Below are 16,636 nucleotides of genomic sequence, written 5' to 3' on the forward strand. Positions count from 1 at the left end.
CGCCGGAGTACCAGGAGGAACGCGACATGCCCCCGAACACCAGGGAGAACGGCGCCGCCGTCCTCGTGGCGTACGCCAGCGAGCACGGTTCCACCCGCGAGATCGCCGAGCGGATCGCCGGCCGCCTGACCCGGGCCGGACACCGCGCCGAGGCCCGCCCCGTGGACGGGGCGGCGGACCCGGACCCCGGCCGCTACGAGGCGGTGGTCGTCGGCAGCGCGGTGCACAACCAGCAGTGGATGCCGGAGGCGTCCGGCTACGTCCGGCGCCACCGCGCGGAGCTGGGCAACCGCCCGGTGTGGCTGTTCAGCGTGGGCATGAGCGCGGCCCTCGGCCGGCCGCTGCGGAGTATGGCGTCGCATCACGAGCCCAAGAACATGCCCGCACTGCGTGACGAGATCCACCCGGTGGGGACCTGCCTGTTCTCGGGCGCCGTGCGGCGCGGGGACCTCCCGCCCGCGGGCCACGCCGCCTTCAAGGCGATGGGCGGCCACTACGGCGACTACCGCGACTGGGACCGCATCGAGGCCTGGGCCGACGAGATCGCCCACCGCCTCCCGGAGGCGCAGGCCGCGTAGGACCGGCGCGCGGCGCGCGGCGCCCGGGGAGCGGGTGCGCCCCGAGCGCACATGCGGCGTTCATGGGCGTATGCCACGCTGTGATCCAGGCCGGCCCGCGTCCGGAGAGGAGAGGTGGTCAGCCCATGGTGCTCCCCGTCGTGGCCGGTGTGGACGGCTCGGACTCCAGCCTGCGGGCCGTGGACTGGGCCGCCGACGCGGCCGTGCGGCACGAGGCCCCCCTGCGGGTGCTGTGCGCGACCGGGCCCGCCCTCGGCACGCCCGTACCGGAGCTGAGGGAGAACGCCGAGCGCATCCGGGACCTGGCCCTCGAACACGCGCGGAAACGCGTCCCGTCGGTGGAGGTGACCGGCGAGATCGTGCCGGAGAACGCCGCCGACGCCCTGCTCTCCGCTGGCCGCAACGCCTTCGCCCTGGTCGTCGGCAGCCGCGGGCGCGGCGGGGTGACGGGCATGCTGCTGGGCTCCGTCGGCCTGGCCGTCGCGGGGCGCGCCGACTGCCCGGTCGTCGTCGTCCGTGGTGAGCCGGACAGCGGCACGGAACCCGTCGTCCTCGGCGTCCAGGACGAGGACGCCGAGGAGGCCACCGGCCGGGCGCCGGGCATCGAGGACACCGCGGAGGGGCGGAGCGCGGCCGAGTTCGCCTTCCGCGAGGCCCAGCGCCGGGGCTGCGAACTGATCGCCCTGCACGCCTGGCGGACCTCCGGCGGCGAGCCGGACTCCGGGGGCCCGGAGGAGGGGGACGTGGCCGAGCAGGGCCGGGCGCGGGCCGAGAAGGTGATCGACGAGGCGGTCGGACCGGCCCGGGAACGGTACCCGGACGTCGTCGTCCGGCGGCGGGCCACCGCGGGACCGGCCCGGCAGGCCCTGCTGAACGCGGCCCGTGAGGCGAGCCTGCTGGTGGTCGGCGCCCACGCCCGACACGGCCACTTCGGCCTCCAGCTCGGCCTGGTGAACCATGCCGTGCTGCACCACTGTCCCTGCCCGGTGGCCGTGGTCCCGCAGGCCTGAGCGGACACCCCGGCGGGGCGGGCCACGCGGACGGGCCACGCGGGACGGGCCGGCGGACGGTACCGGGGGACGGTCGGCCCGGGATCGAGCCCGGCAGGCCCTGTCCGGGGCGCGGACCCGGTGATGTGCTGGAGGGAGCGCCGGGGGAACCCGGCGCACACCCCGCCGGTCCGGCCGGGCACGGCCCCACCGGGCCGCGACCGGACCGCACCGGAGACCGGCGGCCCGGTACCCCGTACCGGCCCGGGACCGGGAGCCGGGAAGGGAAAGCGGCCCAGGAGGAGGGCGTGATGCCGAGTCACATGGTCGTCGTGGGAATCGACGGCTCCCCGCAGAGCATGGCCGCGGCGGACTGGGCCGCCCTGGAAGCCCGGCGGACCGGCCGCCCGCTGCGCCTCGTCCACGCCTGGCACCCGCTCGCCACCGACGCCGACCACCCCCTCCACGCCGAATCCCGCCACCGCTGGGTGGAGAACCGGCTGAGCGCGGTCCACCAGACGCTCGCCGGGCGCTTCCCCGGTCTGCGGATCGAGGTCGAGCGGGTCGCGGAAGCGCCCGTGAAGGTGCTCCTCGCGGAGGAGGCGGAGCTGCTCGTCCTCGGCTCCCGCGGACTGTCCGGGATGTCGGGGCATCTGCTGGGCTCCGTGAGCCTGTCCGTCATCGCCCGCACGGCGCGGCCGGTGGTGCTGGTTCGGGACGGGTTCGACGGGCGGGCGGAGGAGCCCGGCACCGTCGTCCTCGGGCTCGACCTGCGCCACTACGGCACCGCGCCCATCGACTTCGCCTTCCGCGCGGCGGCGGCCCGGGGCGCGGCACTCCGCGTCGTCCACGCCTGGAACCCGAAGCTTGTCTACGGTTACGCCTCGGCCCCGCTGGACGAGGAGCTGACCGCGGAGCTCCAGGAGCGGGAGGAACGCTCCCTGACCGGGGTTCTCGCGCCGTGGCGCGCCACGTACCCGGAGGTCGCCGTCACGGGGCGGGTGACGGCCGGGTCCGCGGGCCGGGTGCTGATCGAGGCCGCCGGCGGCGCCGGCCTGCTGGTCACCGGACACCAGCTCGACCACCCCGGGCACAGTTCGCGCATCGGCCACGTCACCCACGGAGTCCTGCACCATGCCGCCTGCCCGGTGGCCGTCGTCCCCCACGACGGTGAGCCGGACGGCGACCGGCACGGCGGCCCCGCGGCCTGACGGGCGGCCCGGGGACGACGGACCGGTCGGCGGACCGGAACCCGCCGCCCTTCGGCGCGGCCGCCCACCGGACGCACACGACGCCCCGTAGGCGGCCCTCAGGTGGCTCTCAGGCGGCCCTCAGGCGAGGTCGAGAACCTCCTCCACCGGGCGGCGCGGGGTCCGCGGGCCGGCCGGGCCGTAGCCGAGGCGGATCACCATCTGCACCACGCCCATGGACGTCTGAGGGTCCCGCACGAGCCAGCGCAGATCGGGCCACTCCAGGGCCTGCGAGGTCAGGGACGAGGCCAGCCCCTCCCGGGTGGCCAGCAGCAGGACGCGCTCCATGGCCTGGCCCGCCCGCAGCCAGTCGGCGGGACGGTCCTCCGCCGTGCCGAGCAGGGCCAGCTGCGGAGCGGTCTCGAACACGGCCTTCTCCCGGTCGGGCGGGGCGTCACGGCCCGCGAAATCGCGGACCGCGGCCCGCCCGCCGTACGGGCGCGGCCCGAAGGCGTAGTCCGGGACGCCGTCACCGGCCCGCGCGGAGACGTCGGCACCGGTGCGGATCCAGCGTTCGAGTTCGGCGCGGAGGCCGGGGTCCGTCCCGGAGCGGCCCTCGGCGTCCTGGACGAGGGAGAGCACCGACCGCAGATGCCAGATGCCGGGGAAGACGAGGTCGGCCCCTTCGGCACGGGCGGCCTCCGCCAGCCGGGCCCTGAGATCCTCCGGGACGCGCCGGTCGGCGAACGGGGAACGGCTGGTGTGCCGGAGCGGAATGGCGGGCCGCAGCTCCGCCAGGCCGCCGGGGCCGGCCCCCGGCCGTTCCGCACCTGGCGGCTCCGCGGAGGGCTCCTCCGGGCCGTCCGCCGGCGGGCTGTCGCGTTCGTCCGGGCCGGTGCCGTCCGTCCCGGTCAGGTGCACGGAAGCCAGCAGGCCGGGGTCGGACGGGTCCGGCAGCAGCCGGACCTCGGGCCGCAGCCCCTCACCGGCCGCCGCCACCCGGAGGTTGAACAGCGCGGCGCCGCAGCCGATGTGCAGCGCCCGGTGCTCCGGGTCGGCGCGCGGCATGGCCCGTTCCGGGTCCCGGCGCAGCTCGACGGTGCGGCTTCCGGGGCGGTGGCGGAACCGCCAGGGCTGCGCGTTGTGCATGGACGGCGCGGCCGTGGCCTCGCGGACCAGGTCCGTGACGAGTGTGGTGTCGAGCGGTCGCACTGGCATACCGCACCTCCTCGGGTGGCGTGCGGGCCCGGCCCTTCCCGCCGGTCCCCGGCCGGCGAGGGGAACGGGTCCCTCCCTTCCACGGTAGATCGCCCCGCCTCTCCCCGGACGGGGCCGCCCGCCGCGCGTGACCGGCGCGGCGGGCGGCCCGGCCGGTACCGGGCGTTCCGTGTGCTCCGTTCGTTCCCGGTGCACCGGCCGGGACACCGGCCGCGCCGCCCTCGGCAAGGACGGCGGGGACGGCAAGGACGGCGGGGACGGCAAGGACGGCGGGGACGGCGGGACCCCGGCACGGTCCTCCGGGGGCGGGCGCGCCGGGGCCCGGGCCGGCCTCAGTCCGTCTCGATGCGGCGGCCGGACAGGCGCTCGGGATCGATGAGCACCCAGAAGTCGCGCACGCCGCCCGCCCAGGGTTCCGCATGCGTGAGTTCCGCCAGACGGCCGACCATGTCCGGCTCCGTGACGTGCCGGGCCCGCCCGACGACGAGCACGCTCCAGCCGCGGCTCATGGCGTCGTCGACCGCGTCGACCTCGAAGGCGACGCGGTGGCCCGCCGCCCGGGCGGTCGCGGTCCCGGGCGCCGTCCGGTACGCGATCCGTCCGGCCTCGACCACGTAGTTCACCGGGACGATCACCGGGTCGTCGGCGAGCGACAGGCCGATGCGCCCCACGCCGTGCGAGGAGAGCAGGGACCAGCACTCCTCGGCGTCGAGAGGCACCAGCCGGGGGTGGGCCGCGGCCCTGCTCCGGCCGGCCGGCCTGGCCGCACCGGCGCCGCGCAGCGCGTCGACGGAGGTCCCCAGCGCGCCGGCCAGCCGGGCGATGCCCGGCGCGCTGGGGTCGGCGGAGTGCTCCTCCAGATACGCCAGATAGCCCGGCGCCATACCGGCCCGGGCCGCGGCCTCCTCGCGGGTGAGCCCGAGCCGCTCGCGCTGGAGGGTGATCCGGCGCCCGATGTCACCCGGGTCCGGAGTCCTGTGGGCCTTTCCGTTCTCCGTTTCCGACACGGCCACGTTCCTTCCGTCACAGCTCGGGGCTCCGTCACCAGGTTCGCCCGGCACGCCGCCGTCCGCCCGTCCGGGACGGCCGCCCGGCCGGGGCCCGGCCCGGTCCGTTCCGGACGGCCCGGGGAAGCCGGCGGCGGTCCGGCCCGCCGCGGTGGCCGCCTCCGCCGGCCGGGCCACGGACGGGCGGACGCGGCCGGGGGTGCCGGGTCCGCCCGGTGCCCGGAGCGTGGGCGGCGGTGGTGCCGCCGGGCCGCGGGCGGACCCGCGGTTCAGGCGGGCCGGTCCCCGGCGGGTTCCTCCGCGGCCCGCGGACCGTCCTCGCCCGTCCCGCCGCGCCACGGCGGCGGAGCGGCCGAACGGCGGGCGGTCCGCCGGCTGTCGAGGGCCCGCTCCATCTGGCGGCGCAGCCGGTCCTGCAGGCGGTCGGTGGCCTCCTGGCTGGTGGCCTCCCGGGCGTGGGCGACGACCAGGTCCGGGCCCACCCGGAGTTCGGCCGCGGCGGTCCAGGGGTGCTCGGCGTGGTGGGCGTTGGCCCTGGCGATCCGCACGCCGCCGGTCACCGGGGGCAGCCCCTGCCGGTCCAGCACCGCGCCGATCTTCGCCCGGAGGTACTCCAGCGCCCCCTCCTCGACGTCGCCCTCGGCGCGCACGCGCACGGCCTCGGTGCCGCGGACTCCGGTTTCCCTGGCAGTCATTCCGACCACTCCCTCGTTGCTCTTCCCGACAGCCCCAGTCTTCTGCCGGGGCTCCGCCGGACCCAGGGCCCATCGGTCCCGGTACGGAGGGCCGGGAGACCTGCCGTTGATCACCTTCGTCCCGGTGCCCGCGGGGCCGTGCGGGCCGTTCACCGGCCCGCCGCCCGGGACGGCGGCTCCCACCGCCGGGGGCGGCACCGGCGTCCGGCCGGTGCCGCCCCCGGGGCCCTCAGGCGTGGGGGACGACCACGACGGGGCAGTGGGCGTGCTGGGTGGCGGCCTGGCTCACCGAGCCGAGCAGCAGCCCGGCGAAGCCGCCGCGGCCCCGCTTGCCGACGACCAGCAGCCGGGCCTCCTCACTCGCCTCGACCAGGGCCTCCCGGGCACGGCCCCGGACCAGCCGGTGCTCGACCGGCACATCCGGGTAGCGTTCCCGCCAGCCGGCCAGCGACTCGGCCAGCAGCCGCTCCTCGTCGGCCTTGAGCATCCCCGGCTCGTAGGCGTAGGGGGCCGACTCGTCCTCGGGCGGCGGCACCGGCACGCTCCACTCGGACCAGGCGTGCAGGGCGACCACACCCGTCTCCCGGGCCGCGGCCGCCTCGAACGCGAAGCCGAGCGCCGTCTCGCCCGCCGGGGAACCGTCGACACCGACCAGCACCGGCCCGGTGCCGTCCGTCCTGCCGCGGACCACCAGCACGGGGCAGTGGCTGTGCGCCGCGAGCTGCCCCGCCACCGAACCGATGAGCAGCCGGGCGAAACCGCCCAGGCCCCGGCTGCCGACCACCATCAGAGCGGCCGAGCGGGACTCCTCCTCCAGCACGGCCAGCGCCTCGCCGGTGACGACCTCCCCGCCGGCCTCCACCTCCGGCGCGGTCGCCCGCGCCCGCTCCTCCGCCTCGGCCACGATGCGCTTCGCCTCGTACCGCAGGTCGCCCTCGACCGCCCCCAGCGGCATGTGCGTCGAGGGCCACACGAAGGCGTGCACCACCCGCAACGGGCGGTTGCGGTACGCCGCCTCCCGGGCCGCGACCTCGACGGCCTCCAGACCGGACGGTGATCCGTCCACCCCCACCACCACAGGACCGTTCCTCGCCATCACCGGTCACCCTCTCCACTCGCTCTGTGTCCCCGGGCCGTATGCGCAACCGCGAGGGCGTCCGCGGGCCGGCCGGGCCGCTCCGGCGGACCGGGGCGGCGCGGCCGGGCGCCGCGGCCTGTACCGGGCGGTGTCCCGGTCTCCTCCCAGCACACCACCGCGGCGGCCCGGACGGCAGGGTCCGGCGGGCCACCTGGCGGGGCCCACCGGCCCTCAGGGGTGGCGCGGCAGCCTTCGCCGCGCCAGGGGGAGGCGGCACCCGGAGGGGGCGGCGTCCGTGCGCCGGGCCCCGGCAGGAGGCCCGGGCACCCCGCCGCTCCCGCCCCGCGGCCGTTCGGCCCGGGCCCCCGCGGACCGGCCGCTCAGTGGTCCGCGGGGGGATCGGTGCGGGTCCGTACGGACCCGGGCCGGGGCGGGGCCGCCCGCCGGCCCTGCCGGCCCCGGCCTCCCTCCCTGCCTCCCACGATGTGGCCCCGCACCCCCGGCGGCAACCGCGCGGGTGATCCGGACAGCGGCCCGCCGGCCCGTGCCGCACAAGGGCCCACGGGCCCCGCCCGTACCCCGTAGGCCCTGTTGCAGCGCCTGTCCGTTGCGGGAAGGCTGCGAGCATGGTGAGGGACGAGCAGGCCCCGGTGACGGCACCGCCCGCCGCCGGTCTGTCCGCGGCGGAGGCCGCCGCGCGGCTGGAACGGTACGGTCCGAACATCGTCAGCACGGCCCGCCCCACGCCGTTGTGGCACCGGATCGGCACGCAGCTGCGCGATCCGCTGATCCTCGTGCTGCTGGTGGCCATCGCGCTCACCATCGCGACCGGCGACTACCTCGACACCTCGATCATCTCCTTCGTCGTCGTGGTCAACACGGCCGTGGGCGTCACCCAGGAGGTCCGCGCGGAACGGGCCGTCATGGCGCTGCGCGAGCTCAGCGCACCCGGCGCCCGGGTGGTGCGGGGCGGCGAGGAGCGCCATGTGCCGTCCTCGGAGGTGGTGCCGGGGGACCTGGTGCTGCTCGGCGAGGGCGACATCGTGCCCGCGGACGGGGAGCTGCTGGAGGAGGCCGCGCTGCTCGTCGACGAGTCCTCGCTGACGGGCGAGGCGGAACCGGTGGGCAAGCCGCTGCCCGCGGACGGGGAGCAGCGGCCCGTCGTGTCGGCCGGCACCGTGGTCGTACGGGGCCGGGCCCGCTTCGTCGTCACCGCCACCGGCGCGGACAGCGCCACCGGCCGGATCGCGGCGCTGATGACGACGAAGCCCGCCGCCACACCGCTCCAGCGCCGCCTCGCCGCGTTCGGCCGGGTGCTGGCGGCCGTCGCCGTCGTGCTCTGCCTCGTGGTGCTGGTCATCGGGCTGCTGCGCGGGCAGGACCCGGAGCTGATGGCGGTGACGGCGATCAGCCTGGTGGTCGCCGCCGTCCCCGAGTCGCTGCCGGCCGTGGTCACGCTCGGGCTGGCGCTGGGCGCCCGGCGGATGGCGGAGCGCAACGCGATCGTGCGGCGCCTGCCGGCCGTGGAGACCCTCGGCTCCGTCACGGTCATCGCCACCGACAAGACCGGCACCCTCACCGAGGGCCGGATGTCCGCCCAGCGGCTGTGGACCCGGCACGGCACGGCGGCCGTCTCGGGCACCGGCTACGCCCCCGAGGGGCGCGTCGAGCGCGAGGACACCGAACTGCGGCCGGACACGGCACCGGACGTCACGGAACTCCTCACCGCCGCCGTCCTCTGCAACGACGCCGCCCTGCAGGCCCCGGACGCCCCGGACGCCACGGACAGCGGGGACCGGCGGAGCGGCGAGGCCCGTTCGAGCGCCCGGGGCGACGCGGCCGACTGGCACGCCCTGGGCGACCCGACGGAGGCCGCCCTGCTCACCGCCGGGGCCCGGCTCGGCCTCGACCGGGAGGCGCTGGCCCGGGAGTGGCCGCGGACGGAGGAGGTCCCGTTCACCAGCGACCGGGCCCGGATGACCACCGTCCACCGCCGGCCCGGCGGCGGACTGCGCGTCGTCTGCAAGGGCGCGCCGGAGGTGGTGCTCGCACCGGAGGTGCTCGCCGACGGTGCCGGGACGCTCGCCGAGGCCGCGGAGGCCGCCGGCCGGCTGGCCGCGGAGGGCTACCGGGTGCTGGCCGTGGCCGTCGCCGACCGCGCGGAACCGCCGGAGGACGGCGGGGACTGGGAGTCCGGGCTGAACCTGCTGGGGCTGATCGGCATCCTCGACCCGCCCCGGGAGGCGGCCGCCGCGACGGTGGCGGCCTGCCGCCGGGCCGGGATCATCCCCGTCCTCATCACCGGCGACCACCCGCTGACCGCCGGGGTGGTGGCCCGGCGCCTCGGCATCGTGGAGGCCGGGGAGGAGGCGGAGGAGGTCACCACCGGCGACCGCATCCGCGACGGCTCCGCCGGCGATCTGACCAGGCCGCGGGTCTTCGCCCGCACCAGCCCCGAACAGAAGCTCGACATCGTCCAGGCCTGGCGCGGCGCCGGGCACGTCGTGGCCATGACGGGCGACGGCGTCAACGACGGGCCGGCGCTGCACCGGGCGGACATCGGCGTGGCCATGGGCCGCCGCGGCACCGAGGTGGCCCGGCAGGCCGCCGACCTGGTACTGGCCGACGACGACCTGGGCACGGTCGTCGCCGCCGTCGAGGAGGGCCGCCGGGTCTACGCCAACGTGCGGCGGTTCCTGCTGTACGGGCTGGCGGGCGGCGCGGCGGAGATCCTGGTGATGCTGTTCGGCCCGTTCCTCGGCATGCCGCTGCCGCTGCTGCCCGCCCAGATCCTCTGGATCAACCTGCTGACCCACGGCCTGCCCGGGGTGGCGCTGGGCGCGGAGCCGGTGGCGCCCGACACGATGCGGCAGCCGCCGAGGCCGCCGGAGGAGAGCGTGCTCGGCGCGGGACTGTGGCCGCGCATCCTCGCCATGGGCCTGGTGATCGCCGGGGCCTCGCTGGGGGTGGGGATCTGGGCCCACGAGACCGGGCGGCCGTGGCAGACCATGGTCTTCCTGGTGCTGGGCGCCACGCAGCTCGGGGTGGGCCTGGCCTCCCGGGCGCGGCCGGGCACCTTCACCAACCCGTTCCTGCTGGTCGGGATCGCGGCCGCGCTGGCGCTGCAGATCGCGGGCGTCTACCTGCCGCCGCTGCAGAAGCTGCTCGGCACGGAGGCCCTGAGCGCGGGCGATCTGCTCATCGGCTGCGCCCTCTCGGCGGTCGGCTACGCCGCGATGCGCCTTCAGGTGCGGCTGTCGGCGCGTGCGGAGCGGTCCGCCGGAGCGGAGGCCGCGGAGGTCGCCGGGGATCCGGAGGTCGCCGGGGATCCGGAGACGCCGGGGGCGCCGGAGGACCGGGAGCGGGCGGCCGGACGCTGAGACGGCCCGTCGGGTGCCCGGGTGGTCGGGTGCCCGGGGTGCCCGCCCGAACGGCGGGGCGCGGCCGGGCGGCCGGGGCGAGGTCATGGGGCCGTACCGGCGGCGGGCCGGCCTACGGGCGAGCGGCCGTGCCGGCCCCGGCCCGTCAGACGAGCGGGCCCTCCCGGACCGGCCCCGCGCCGTTGTGGTCGATGTGCTCGCGTACGCCCACCACGCCGTCCACCCCCCGGCACAGCCGGACGAGGACCGGCACCAGCCGCCGCGACGGCACCGTGCCGCCCAGCAGGACCTGGCCGTCCGTCACCTCGGCCGTCACCCCCCGGGCGGCGTCCCCGACGGTCTCCGCCAGGATGTCGTGGAGGATCTCCGCGCGGATCGCCTCGTCGGTGCGGAGGAAGACCCGCAGCAGGTCGCGGCGGCTGATGATGCCCAGGAGCCGGTCGGAGGCGTCCACGACGGGGAGCCGTTTGATGCCGTGGATCTCCATCAGCCGCGCCGCCTCCACGACCGTCCAGTCCGGGCGGACGCACACGGCGGGCGCCGACATGACCTCCTCGGCCCGGGCGCCCTCCGCCTTGGCGCGCTCCCAGGCCTCCAGATGCGGCATGGGGGAGACGCGGTCCCCGGTCTCCAGCCGGTCGGTGGCCTTCCGCAGCAGGTCGTTCTCGGAGACGACACCGACCGGGCGGCCCGCGGCGTCGACGACCGGCACGGCGGTGACCCGGCGTTCGGCGAGCAGCCCGGCGAGTTCCTTGAACGGGGTGTCCGGCCGGACGGACACGACCTCCCGGGTCATCAGTTCTCCGACCGTGCGGTGGCGCATCGTCCCGCTCCTCTCTCCGCCCGTCCGCTCAGCCGTCCGCCGTGTGGCCGGGGCCCCGCGGCGGCGTCCGGCCGGCTGCCCGCCGGGACCCGCTACCAGAACAGCACCGCCCCGCACCGTCCGCCAGCGGGACTCCGCCGACGGGACGGAGGCCGGAACACCGGGCGGACCTCGCCGGCTCCCCGGGTGTCACTGGACGGCCGAGCGGATCTCCTGCTCGGTGGCGGTGTGGGAGACGAGGAAGAGGATGTCCCCCGGCCGCAGCGGCAGGTCGCGGGTGGGGAACACCGGTTCGCCGTCGCGGATGACGGCGGCGACGAGCGTGCCGGCGGGGAGCCGCAGGTCGTCGATCCGGCGGCCGTCCGCGCGGGAACCGGCGGAGACCAGCGTCTCGATGACGCCGACCCCGGTCTGCCCCAGCCGGAGCAGGGACACGGTGTCCACCGCCCCGGCGACCTCCTCGACCAGGGCGACCAGCGGCATGTCGGCGGGCACCGCGATGTCCACGCCCCAGTGCTCGTCGAACAGCCAGGTGTTCTCGGGGTCGTTGACGCGGGCGGCGACCCGGGGGACGGCGAACCGTGTCTTGGCGAGATGGCTGATGACGAGGTTGTCCTCGTCCCGGTCGGTGGCGGCGACGAGGACGTCGGCGGTGAGGACCCCGGCGTGTTCGAGCACCGCGGGCTCGCAGGCATCCCCGGGGACGAAATCCGGGCCCGCCCCGCCCGCCGGGCCGGCGGGCCGCCGCTCGTCCAGGTCGACGAGGGTGACGTCGTGCTGCTCGGCGGTGAGGACCCGCGCGATCCGGCTGCCCAGCCGCCCGGCGCCCGCGATGATCGCTCTCATGTGCCCAGCTCCTTACCGAGGAAGCCGCGCAGCGTGCCGAGAGCGGTGGCGGCGACGGCGAAGGTGACGACATCGGACGGTTCGGCCGCGGTGTTGTGGGCGGGGACGAGGGAATGGCCGCCCCGGGTCACCTCCACCACCCGGATCTCCCCGTCCACGTCGAACTCCGCCAGCCGCCGCCCGGTGAGGTAGCCGGGCAGCTCGGAACGGACGAGCAGGGTCTCGCCGTTGCCGAAGGCCAGTTCGGGGTCGAGGTGGCGGTGGAGCAGTGTCCGGTGGATCTGCTGGACGGTCCAGCGGATGGCGGCCACGGTGGGGATGCCGAAGCCGCGGTACAGCTCCTTGCGGTGCGGGTCGTGGAGGCGGGCGACGACGACGGGGACCCGGTAGGTCTCCTTGGCCGTGCGTGCGCTGACCAGGTTCCGGTTGTCACCGGAGGTCAGGGCGACGAACGCGTCGGCGTGCTCGATCCCGGCCGCCTCCAGCGCCGTACGGCTGAAGCCGCTGCCGGAGTGGAAGGCGCCGGAGAAGCCGGCGGGCAGCAGCCGCCGGGCCCCGGGGAGCGGGTCGATGATCCGTACGTCGTGGCCCTCGGCGGCGAGTTGCGCGGCGAGCGCGGAGCCCGTCCGGCCGCAGCCCGCGATGATCACTCTCATCGGTCCTCGTCTCCTTCCGGGATCCGGGCCGGGCCCGGCCCGTCGTCCGCCGGCTCGTGTCCGGCCGGCCCGGCGCCGTCCGCCCGCCCGCCGCCGGGGGCGGCCCGTTCGCCGCTCTCCGGACGGCGGCGGCGCAGCCACGCCTTGCGGAGCTCGTCGGCGGCCAGCGGAAGCGCCCCGAGACCGGTCAGCACCGCCCAGTCGGCCGCCGCGAGCGGGGCGGTGTTGAACACCTCCTGGAGCACCGGCACATAGCTGATACAGGCCATCAGGGCGACGCCGACGCCACCGGCGCCCAGCAGCCACGGGTTGGAGAACAGGCCCGCCCGCAGCAGGCTCTGCCGGTCGGTGCGGACGGCCAGGCCCACGAAGAACTGGCTGAGCACGATGCCCGCCTGGACCATCGTCACCGCCTCCCGGTACACCGGGTGCTCCTCGGTGAAGTCGGCGAACGGGATGCCGGAGGCGTGGATGTGCCAGAAGAAGACGGCGGTCACGCCGAGCGCCTGGATGCCGCCGAGGAAGAGGATCCGGCGCATCACCGCCATCGAGAACAGGCGTTCCCGGCGGGCCCGCGGCGGCCGGTCCATGACGTCGGACTCCGGCGGCTCCGCGCCGAGCGCCAGGGCGGGCAGCACGTCCGAGCCGAGGTCGATGGCGAGGATCTGCACCGCGCTGATCGGGACGAGCGGGAAGCCGGTGAACGTCGCCGCGACGATGGGGCCCAGCTCGCCGATGTTGCTGCTGAAGACGTAGACCAGGAACCTGCGGATGTTCTGGTAGACGGAGCGGCCCAGCCGCACGGCGGTGGCGATGGAGGCGAAGGAGTCGTCCAGCAGCACCATGACCGCGGCCTCCCGGGCCACGTCGGTGCCGGAGGCGCCCATCGCCACCCCGATGTCGGCGTGCTTGAGCGCCGGGGCGTCGTTGGCGCCGTCTCCGGTGACGGCCACCACCTCGCCGCGCCGCCGCAGGGCGGTCACGGCCCGCGTCTTGTGCTCGGGGCTCACCCGGCACAGCAGCAGCTCCGGGCCGCCGGCCATCAGTTCGTCGAGCGCCGCGTCGTCGAGCGTGTCCAGACGCTTGCCGGTGACGACGACCGGCTCGCGCCCGCGGACGATCCCCACCCTGCGCGCCACGGCCTCGGCGGTGAGCGGGTGGTCGCCGGTCGCCATGACGATGCGGATGCCCGCCCGCCGGCAGGCGTCCACGGCCTCGCTGACCTCGGCCCGGGGCGGGTCGAGCATGCCGGTGAGCCCGAGCAGGGTCAGCCCCGACTCGGCGGCGTCGCGGTCCCCGCCGGGCCCCTCCGCCCGCCGGACGGCGACCGCGAGGACCCTCAGCCCCTGGGCCGCCAGTTCGTCGTTGACGGCGACGACAGCGGCCCGGGACTCCTCGGTGAGCGGCCGGGCCCCGCCGTCCCGGTCGATGTGCGTGCAGCGGGCCAGCAGTTCCTGCGGGGCGCCCTTGGCGTGGACGAGGAAGCCGCCGCCCGGCGCGCGGTGCACGGTGCTCATGAGCTTGCGGCCCGGGTCGAACGGGTGCTCCGCCACCCGGGGGGAAGCGGCCTCCTCCGCGTGCGGGTCGATCCCGGCCTTGGCCGCCGCGACGAGCAGCGCCCCCTCGGTGGTGTCGCCGAGCACCCGCCAGGTTCCGTGGTGCCCGCCCGGCCCGCCGCCGCTTCCGGGGCCGTCCCGTCCGCCGTCCCCGCCCGGCGGTACGAGCTTGGCGTCGCAGCAGAGCGCGGCGACCCGCAGCAGCTCCCGCACCCGAGGTCCCGGGTCCGCCACCTCGCCCTCCGGGGCGTACCCCACGCCGGACACCGGGTGGAGCGCCCCGTCGGCCCACACCCGGGTGACGGTCATCTCCGCCTGCGTCAGTGTCCCGGTCTTGTCGGTGAGGATCACGGTGGTCGAACCCAGCGCCTCCACCGCCAGCAGCCGCTTCACCAGGGCGTTGCGGCGGGCCATCCGCCGCACGCCGATGGCCAGCGACACCGAGAGCGTCGCGGGCAGCCCTTCGGGGACGAGGGCCACCATCACCCCGAGGGCGAAGACGAACGCCTCGACCGTGTCGTCGCCGGGAAGCCGGACGGCGAACAGCAGGGCACCGATGGCCAGCGCGGTCCCCGCGACCCGCCGCGCCATGGCCGCCACCTGGAGCTGCAACGGCGTCCTCTGCCGGGACGCGGAGGCCGTCAGCCGGTAGATGCGGCCGAACTCGGTGGCCGCCCCGGTGGCGAACACCACCGCCTTCCCCGCACCGGCCACCACGTCGGTGCCCATGAAGAGACAGTTGCGCGCGTCCGTCAGCGGCCCGGGGACGGCCATCGGCGCGCTGTCGCGGCGCACCGGGTCGCTCTCCCCGGTCAGGGCCGCGTTGTTCACCGACAGCTCGTGCGCCTCCACGAGCCGGCAGTCCGCGGGCACCGCGTCACCGGCCTCCAGCGCCACCACGTCGCCCGGGACCAGGTCCCGCGCCGGCACCTCCTGCCGCCGGCCGTCCCGGAGGACGCGGCAGGTGTGCGGGACCATGGCCTGCAGCGACTCCGCCGTGCGCTCCGCCGAGTACTCCTGGGTGAAGCCGATGACGGCGTTGAGCGCCACCACGCACAGGATCGCCACGGCCAGCTGGAGCCGGCCCGCGTCCCGGGGCTCGCTCAGCCAGTAGGTGAGGAAGGTGATCGCCGAGGCGAGCAGCAGGACGACGGCGAAGAGGTCGGTGAGCTGCGCCAGGGCCTGCCGCCCCAAGCCGGCCCGCGCGGCGCGGGGCAGCTCGTTGGCGCCGTACCGCTCCCGGCGCTCCCCGGCGGCGTCCGGGGAGAGGCCGCGCGGGGAGGAGCCCAGGGCGCCGTGGACCTCGCCGGGCGGCAGCGCCTCCAGAGCGGGGCCGGCGGCCTCCGGGGGGCCCGGAGGGCCGTCACCGGCCGGGTCGGTGACGGGGGCCGGGGTCACGGGCATCGCCCGGCACCGGTGGACGCGGGCCGCGGCTGCCCGGGCCGGGTGTCCCGCGGCTCCGCCGGCACGGGCCGGGGGCCCCGCCGGGTGCCGGGATGGGGAGCCATGGCCATCCTCCAGGGAGAGTGACGGGAGGCGCTGCTGTGCCGCCCTCCCTTCGTACCCCCTTTCCCCGGCAACGGGGAGTGGCCGGACCGGTTCTGCCTCGGTTGGCGGAGCGGCGTCACCGTCGGCTGCCGGTGCCAGCCCCCGCCCTCGGCGTCCGGGCACCCGGACCAGCGGTCCGGGCCCGGCCCCGGCGCGGCCGGGTGCGCGGGCGCGGAGGCGGGAGCAGGCGGCGGGTGGAAGCGGCTGGAGGAAGCGGCGGGGGAACCTGCCGGGAGGGCAGGACCGGTGAGAGAAGTGTGCTGATCGGCGCGGTTCCCGGCCGGTGCCCGGGGCGGCGGGTAGCGTGCCTCTTCCGTCGTGCGCGGCCGGGCCCGGTTCCGCGTTCAACTGCCCTTCCCGGGAACGGGGATGAGCCGTCCGGCGGCGGGTAGGCCCCTCCAGAAGCGGAACCGGAAGGTGACAACCATGACTCCTGCTCCACGGGGGCCGGTCGCGCTCCTGGCCGCCGCGGCCCTCCTGTTCACGGCCGCGTGCGGTTCCGGCGACGACGGGGGTGACGAGAAGACCACGACGCCGTCGGCCACCACCGGGACGGCGGACACCGGCACGCCGGACCGGTCGCCCACGTCCCGCTCGCCGCGCCCCACGGAGACCGCCCCGGACGACCCGGACCGCGCCGAGGACGAGATCCGGAAGGCATGGCGGGGCTTCTTCGACCCTGACCTGCCGGTGGAGGAGAAGACCGCTCTCGTCGAGGACGGCATCCAGTACGAGCTGATGATCCGGGGCTTCGCCGAGGACAAGCGGGCCGGTGAACTGCGGGTGCGCGTGGACTCCGTCGACTTCACCTCCTCGCGGGACGCCGACGTCGGCTACACCCTCCTGCGCGGCGACGAGACGATCCGGCCGGAGAAGCCGGGGGAGTCCGTGCGGCAGGACGACGACTGGAAGATCTCGTTCCGCACGCTCTGCTCCCTCGCGGACCGGGGCGAGGACGTCCCCAAGCCCGTGGCCTGCTGACCGCCCGGGCAGGGGACCCCGGCCCGGGCCCGATCGGGAGCCCGGGCCCTCATCCGGCCGCCCCGCCCCGGCCTCCCCGCCACGGCCGGTA

At 76.9% G+C, this 16,636-nt stretch carries 13 protein-coding genes; 5 read left to right on the forward strand and 8 right to left on the reverse strand.

The features are described from left to right. Positions 1-26 precede the first annotated feature (26 nt). The 3 genes from SXIN_RS27910 (at position 27) to SXIN_RS27920 (ending at position 2,778) form a co-directional block, all read left to right on the forward strand. Positions 27-578: a flavodoxin domain-containing protein gene (locus SXIN_RS27910; protein WP_019708613.1), complete on the forward strand. Its 552-nt coding sequence runs from the start codon at positions 27-29 to the stop codon at positions 576-578. Positions 579-703: 125 nt separating this feature from the next. Next, complete coding sequence (locus SXIN_RS27915; RefSeq protein WP_019708612.1) at positions 704-1,588, forward strand: universal stress protein; 885 nt, start codon at positions 704-706, stop codon at positions 1,586-1,588. A 290-nt stretch (positions 1,589-1,878) separates the two neighbouring features. Next, positions 1,879-2,778, forward strand: coding sequence for a universal stress protein (locus tag SXIN_RS27920; RefSeq protein WP_095758229.1), 900 nt, complete (start codon positions 1,879-1,881; stop codon positions 2,776-2,778). 120 nt (positions 2,779-2,898) lie between these two features. Here the strand turns inward: SXIN_RS27920 and SXIN_RS27925 are convergent, their stop codons facing one another. The 4 genes from SXIN_RS27925 to SXIN_RS27940 form a co-directional block, all read right to left on the reverse strand. After that, positions 2,899-3,975: an Acg family FMN-binding oxidoreductase gene (locus SXIN_RS27925; RefSeq protein WP_039821116.1), complete on the reverse strand. Its 1,077-nt coding sequence runs from the start codon at positions 3,973-3,975 to the stop codon at positions 2,899-2,901. 332 nt (positions 3,976-4,307) lie between these two features. Further along, positions 4,308-4,982 (reverse strand): helix-turn-helix domain-containing protein, encoded by a 675-nt coding sequence (locus SXIN_RS27930; RefSeq protein ID WP_238153881.1) that lies wholly within the window; start codon positions 4,980-4,982, stop codon positions 4,308-4,310. A 269-nt stretch (positions 4,983-5,251) separates the two neighbouring features. Next, a complete protein-coding gene (locus tag SXIN_RS27935) occupies positions 5,252-5,677 on the reverse strand; it encodes a hypothetical protein (RefSeq protein ID WP_095758230.1) in 426 nt (141 codons plus the stop codon). A gap of 229 nt (positions 5,678-5,906) precedes the next feature. After that, on the reverse strand, positions 5,907-6,773 hold the full coding sequence (locus SXIN_RS27940) for a universal stress protein (RefSeq protein ID WP_095757708.1): 867 nt from the start codon (positions 6,771-6,773) through the stop codon (positions 5,907-5,909). 608 nt (positions 6,774-7,381) lie between these two features. Here SXIN_RS27940 and SXIN_RS27945 point away from each other — a divergent pair. Continuing rightward, complete coding sequence (locus tag SXIN_RS27945) at positions 7,382-10,135, forward strand: cation-translocating P-type ATPase (RefSeq protein WP_095757709.1); 2,754 nt, start codon at positions 7,382-7,384, stop codon at positions 10,133-10,135. 145 nt (positions 10,136-10,280) lie between these two features. Here the strand turns inward: SXIN_RS27945 and SXIN_RS27950 are convergent, their stop codons facing one another. From SXIN_RS27950 to SXIN_RS27965, 4 genes are all read right to left on the reverse strand, one after another. Further along, positions 10,281-10,958, reverse strand: a complete 678-nt coding sequence (locus tag SXIN_RS27950; protein WP_019708608.1) for a CBS domain-containing protein — start codon at positions 10,956-10,958, stop codon at positions 10,281-10,283. 189 nt (positions 10,959-11,147) lie between these two features. Continuing rightward, positions 11,148-11,804: a potassium channel family protein gene (locus SXIN_RS27955; RefSeq protein ID WP_019708607.1), complete on the reverse strand. Its 657-nt coding sequence runs from the start codon at positions 11,802-11,804 to the stop codon at positions 11,148-11,150. Beyond that, positions 11,801-12,460 (reverse strand): potassium channel family protein, encoded by a 660-nt coding sequence (locus SXIN_RS27960; protein ID WP_095757710.1) that lies wholly within the window; start codon positions 12,458-12,460, stop codon positions 11,801-11,803. Before SXIN_RS27960 ends, SXIN_RS27955 begins: the two co-directional genes overlap by 4 nt. Further along, positions 12,457-15,420, reverse strand: a complete 2,964-nt coding sequence (locus tag SXIN_RS27965; protein ID WP_095757711.1) for a cation-translocating P-type ATPase — start codon at positions 15,418-15,420, stop codon at positions 12,457-12,459. The genes SXIN_RS27960 and SXIN_RS27965 overlap by 4 nt, the downstream gene beginning before the upstream one ends. A 570-nt stretch (positions 15,421-15,990) precedes the next feature. Between SXIN_RS27965 and SXIN_RS27970 the strand changes: the two genes are divergently transcribed. After that, positions 15,991-16,545 (forward strand): MTB12 C-terminal domain-containing protein, encoded by a 555-nt coding sequence (locus tag SXIN_RS27970; protein ID WP_019708605.1) that lies wholly within the window; start codon positions 15,991-15,993, stop codon positions 16,543-16,545. Positions 16,546-16,636 lie beyond the last annotated feature (91 nt).

It is taken from the genome of Streptomyces xinghaiensis S187 (assembly GCF_000220705.2).
Lineage (GTDB): Bacteria > Actinomycetota > Actinomycetes > Streptomycetales > Streptomycetaceae > Streptomyces > Streptomyces xinghaiensis.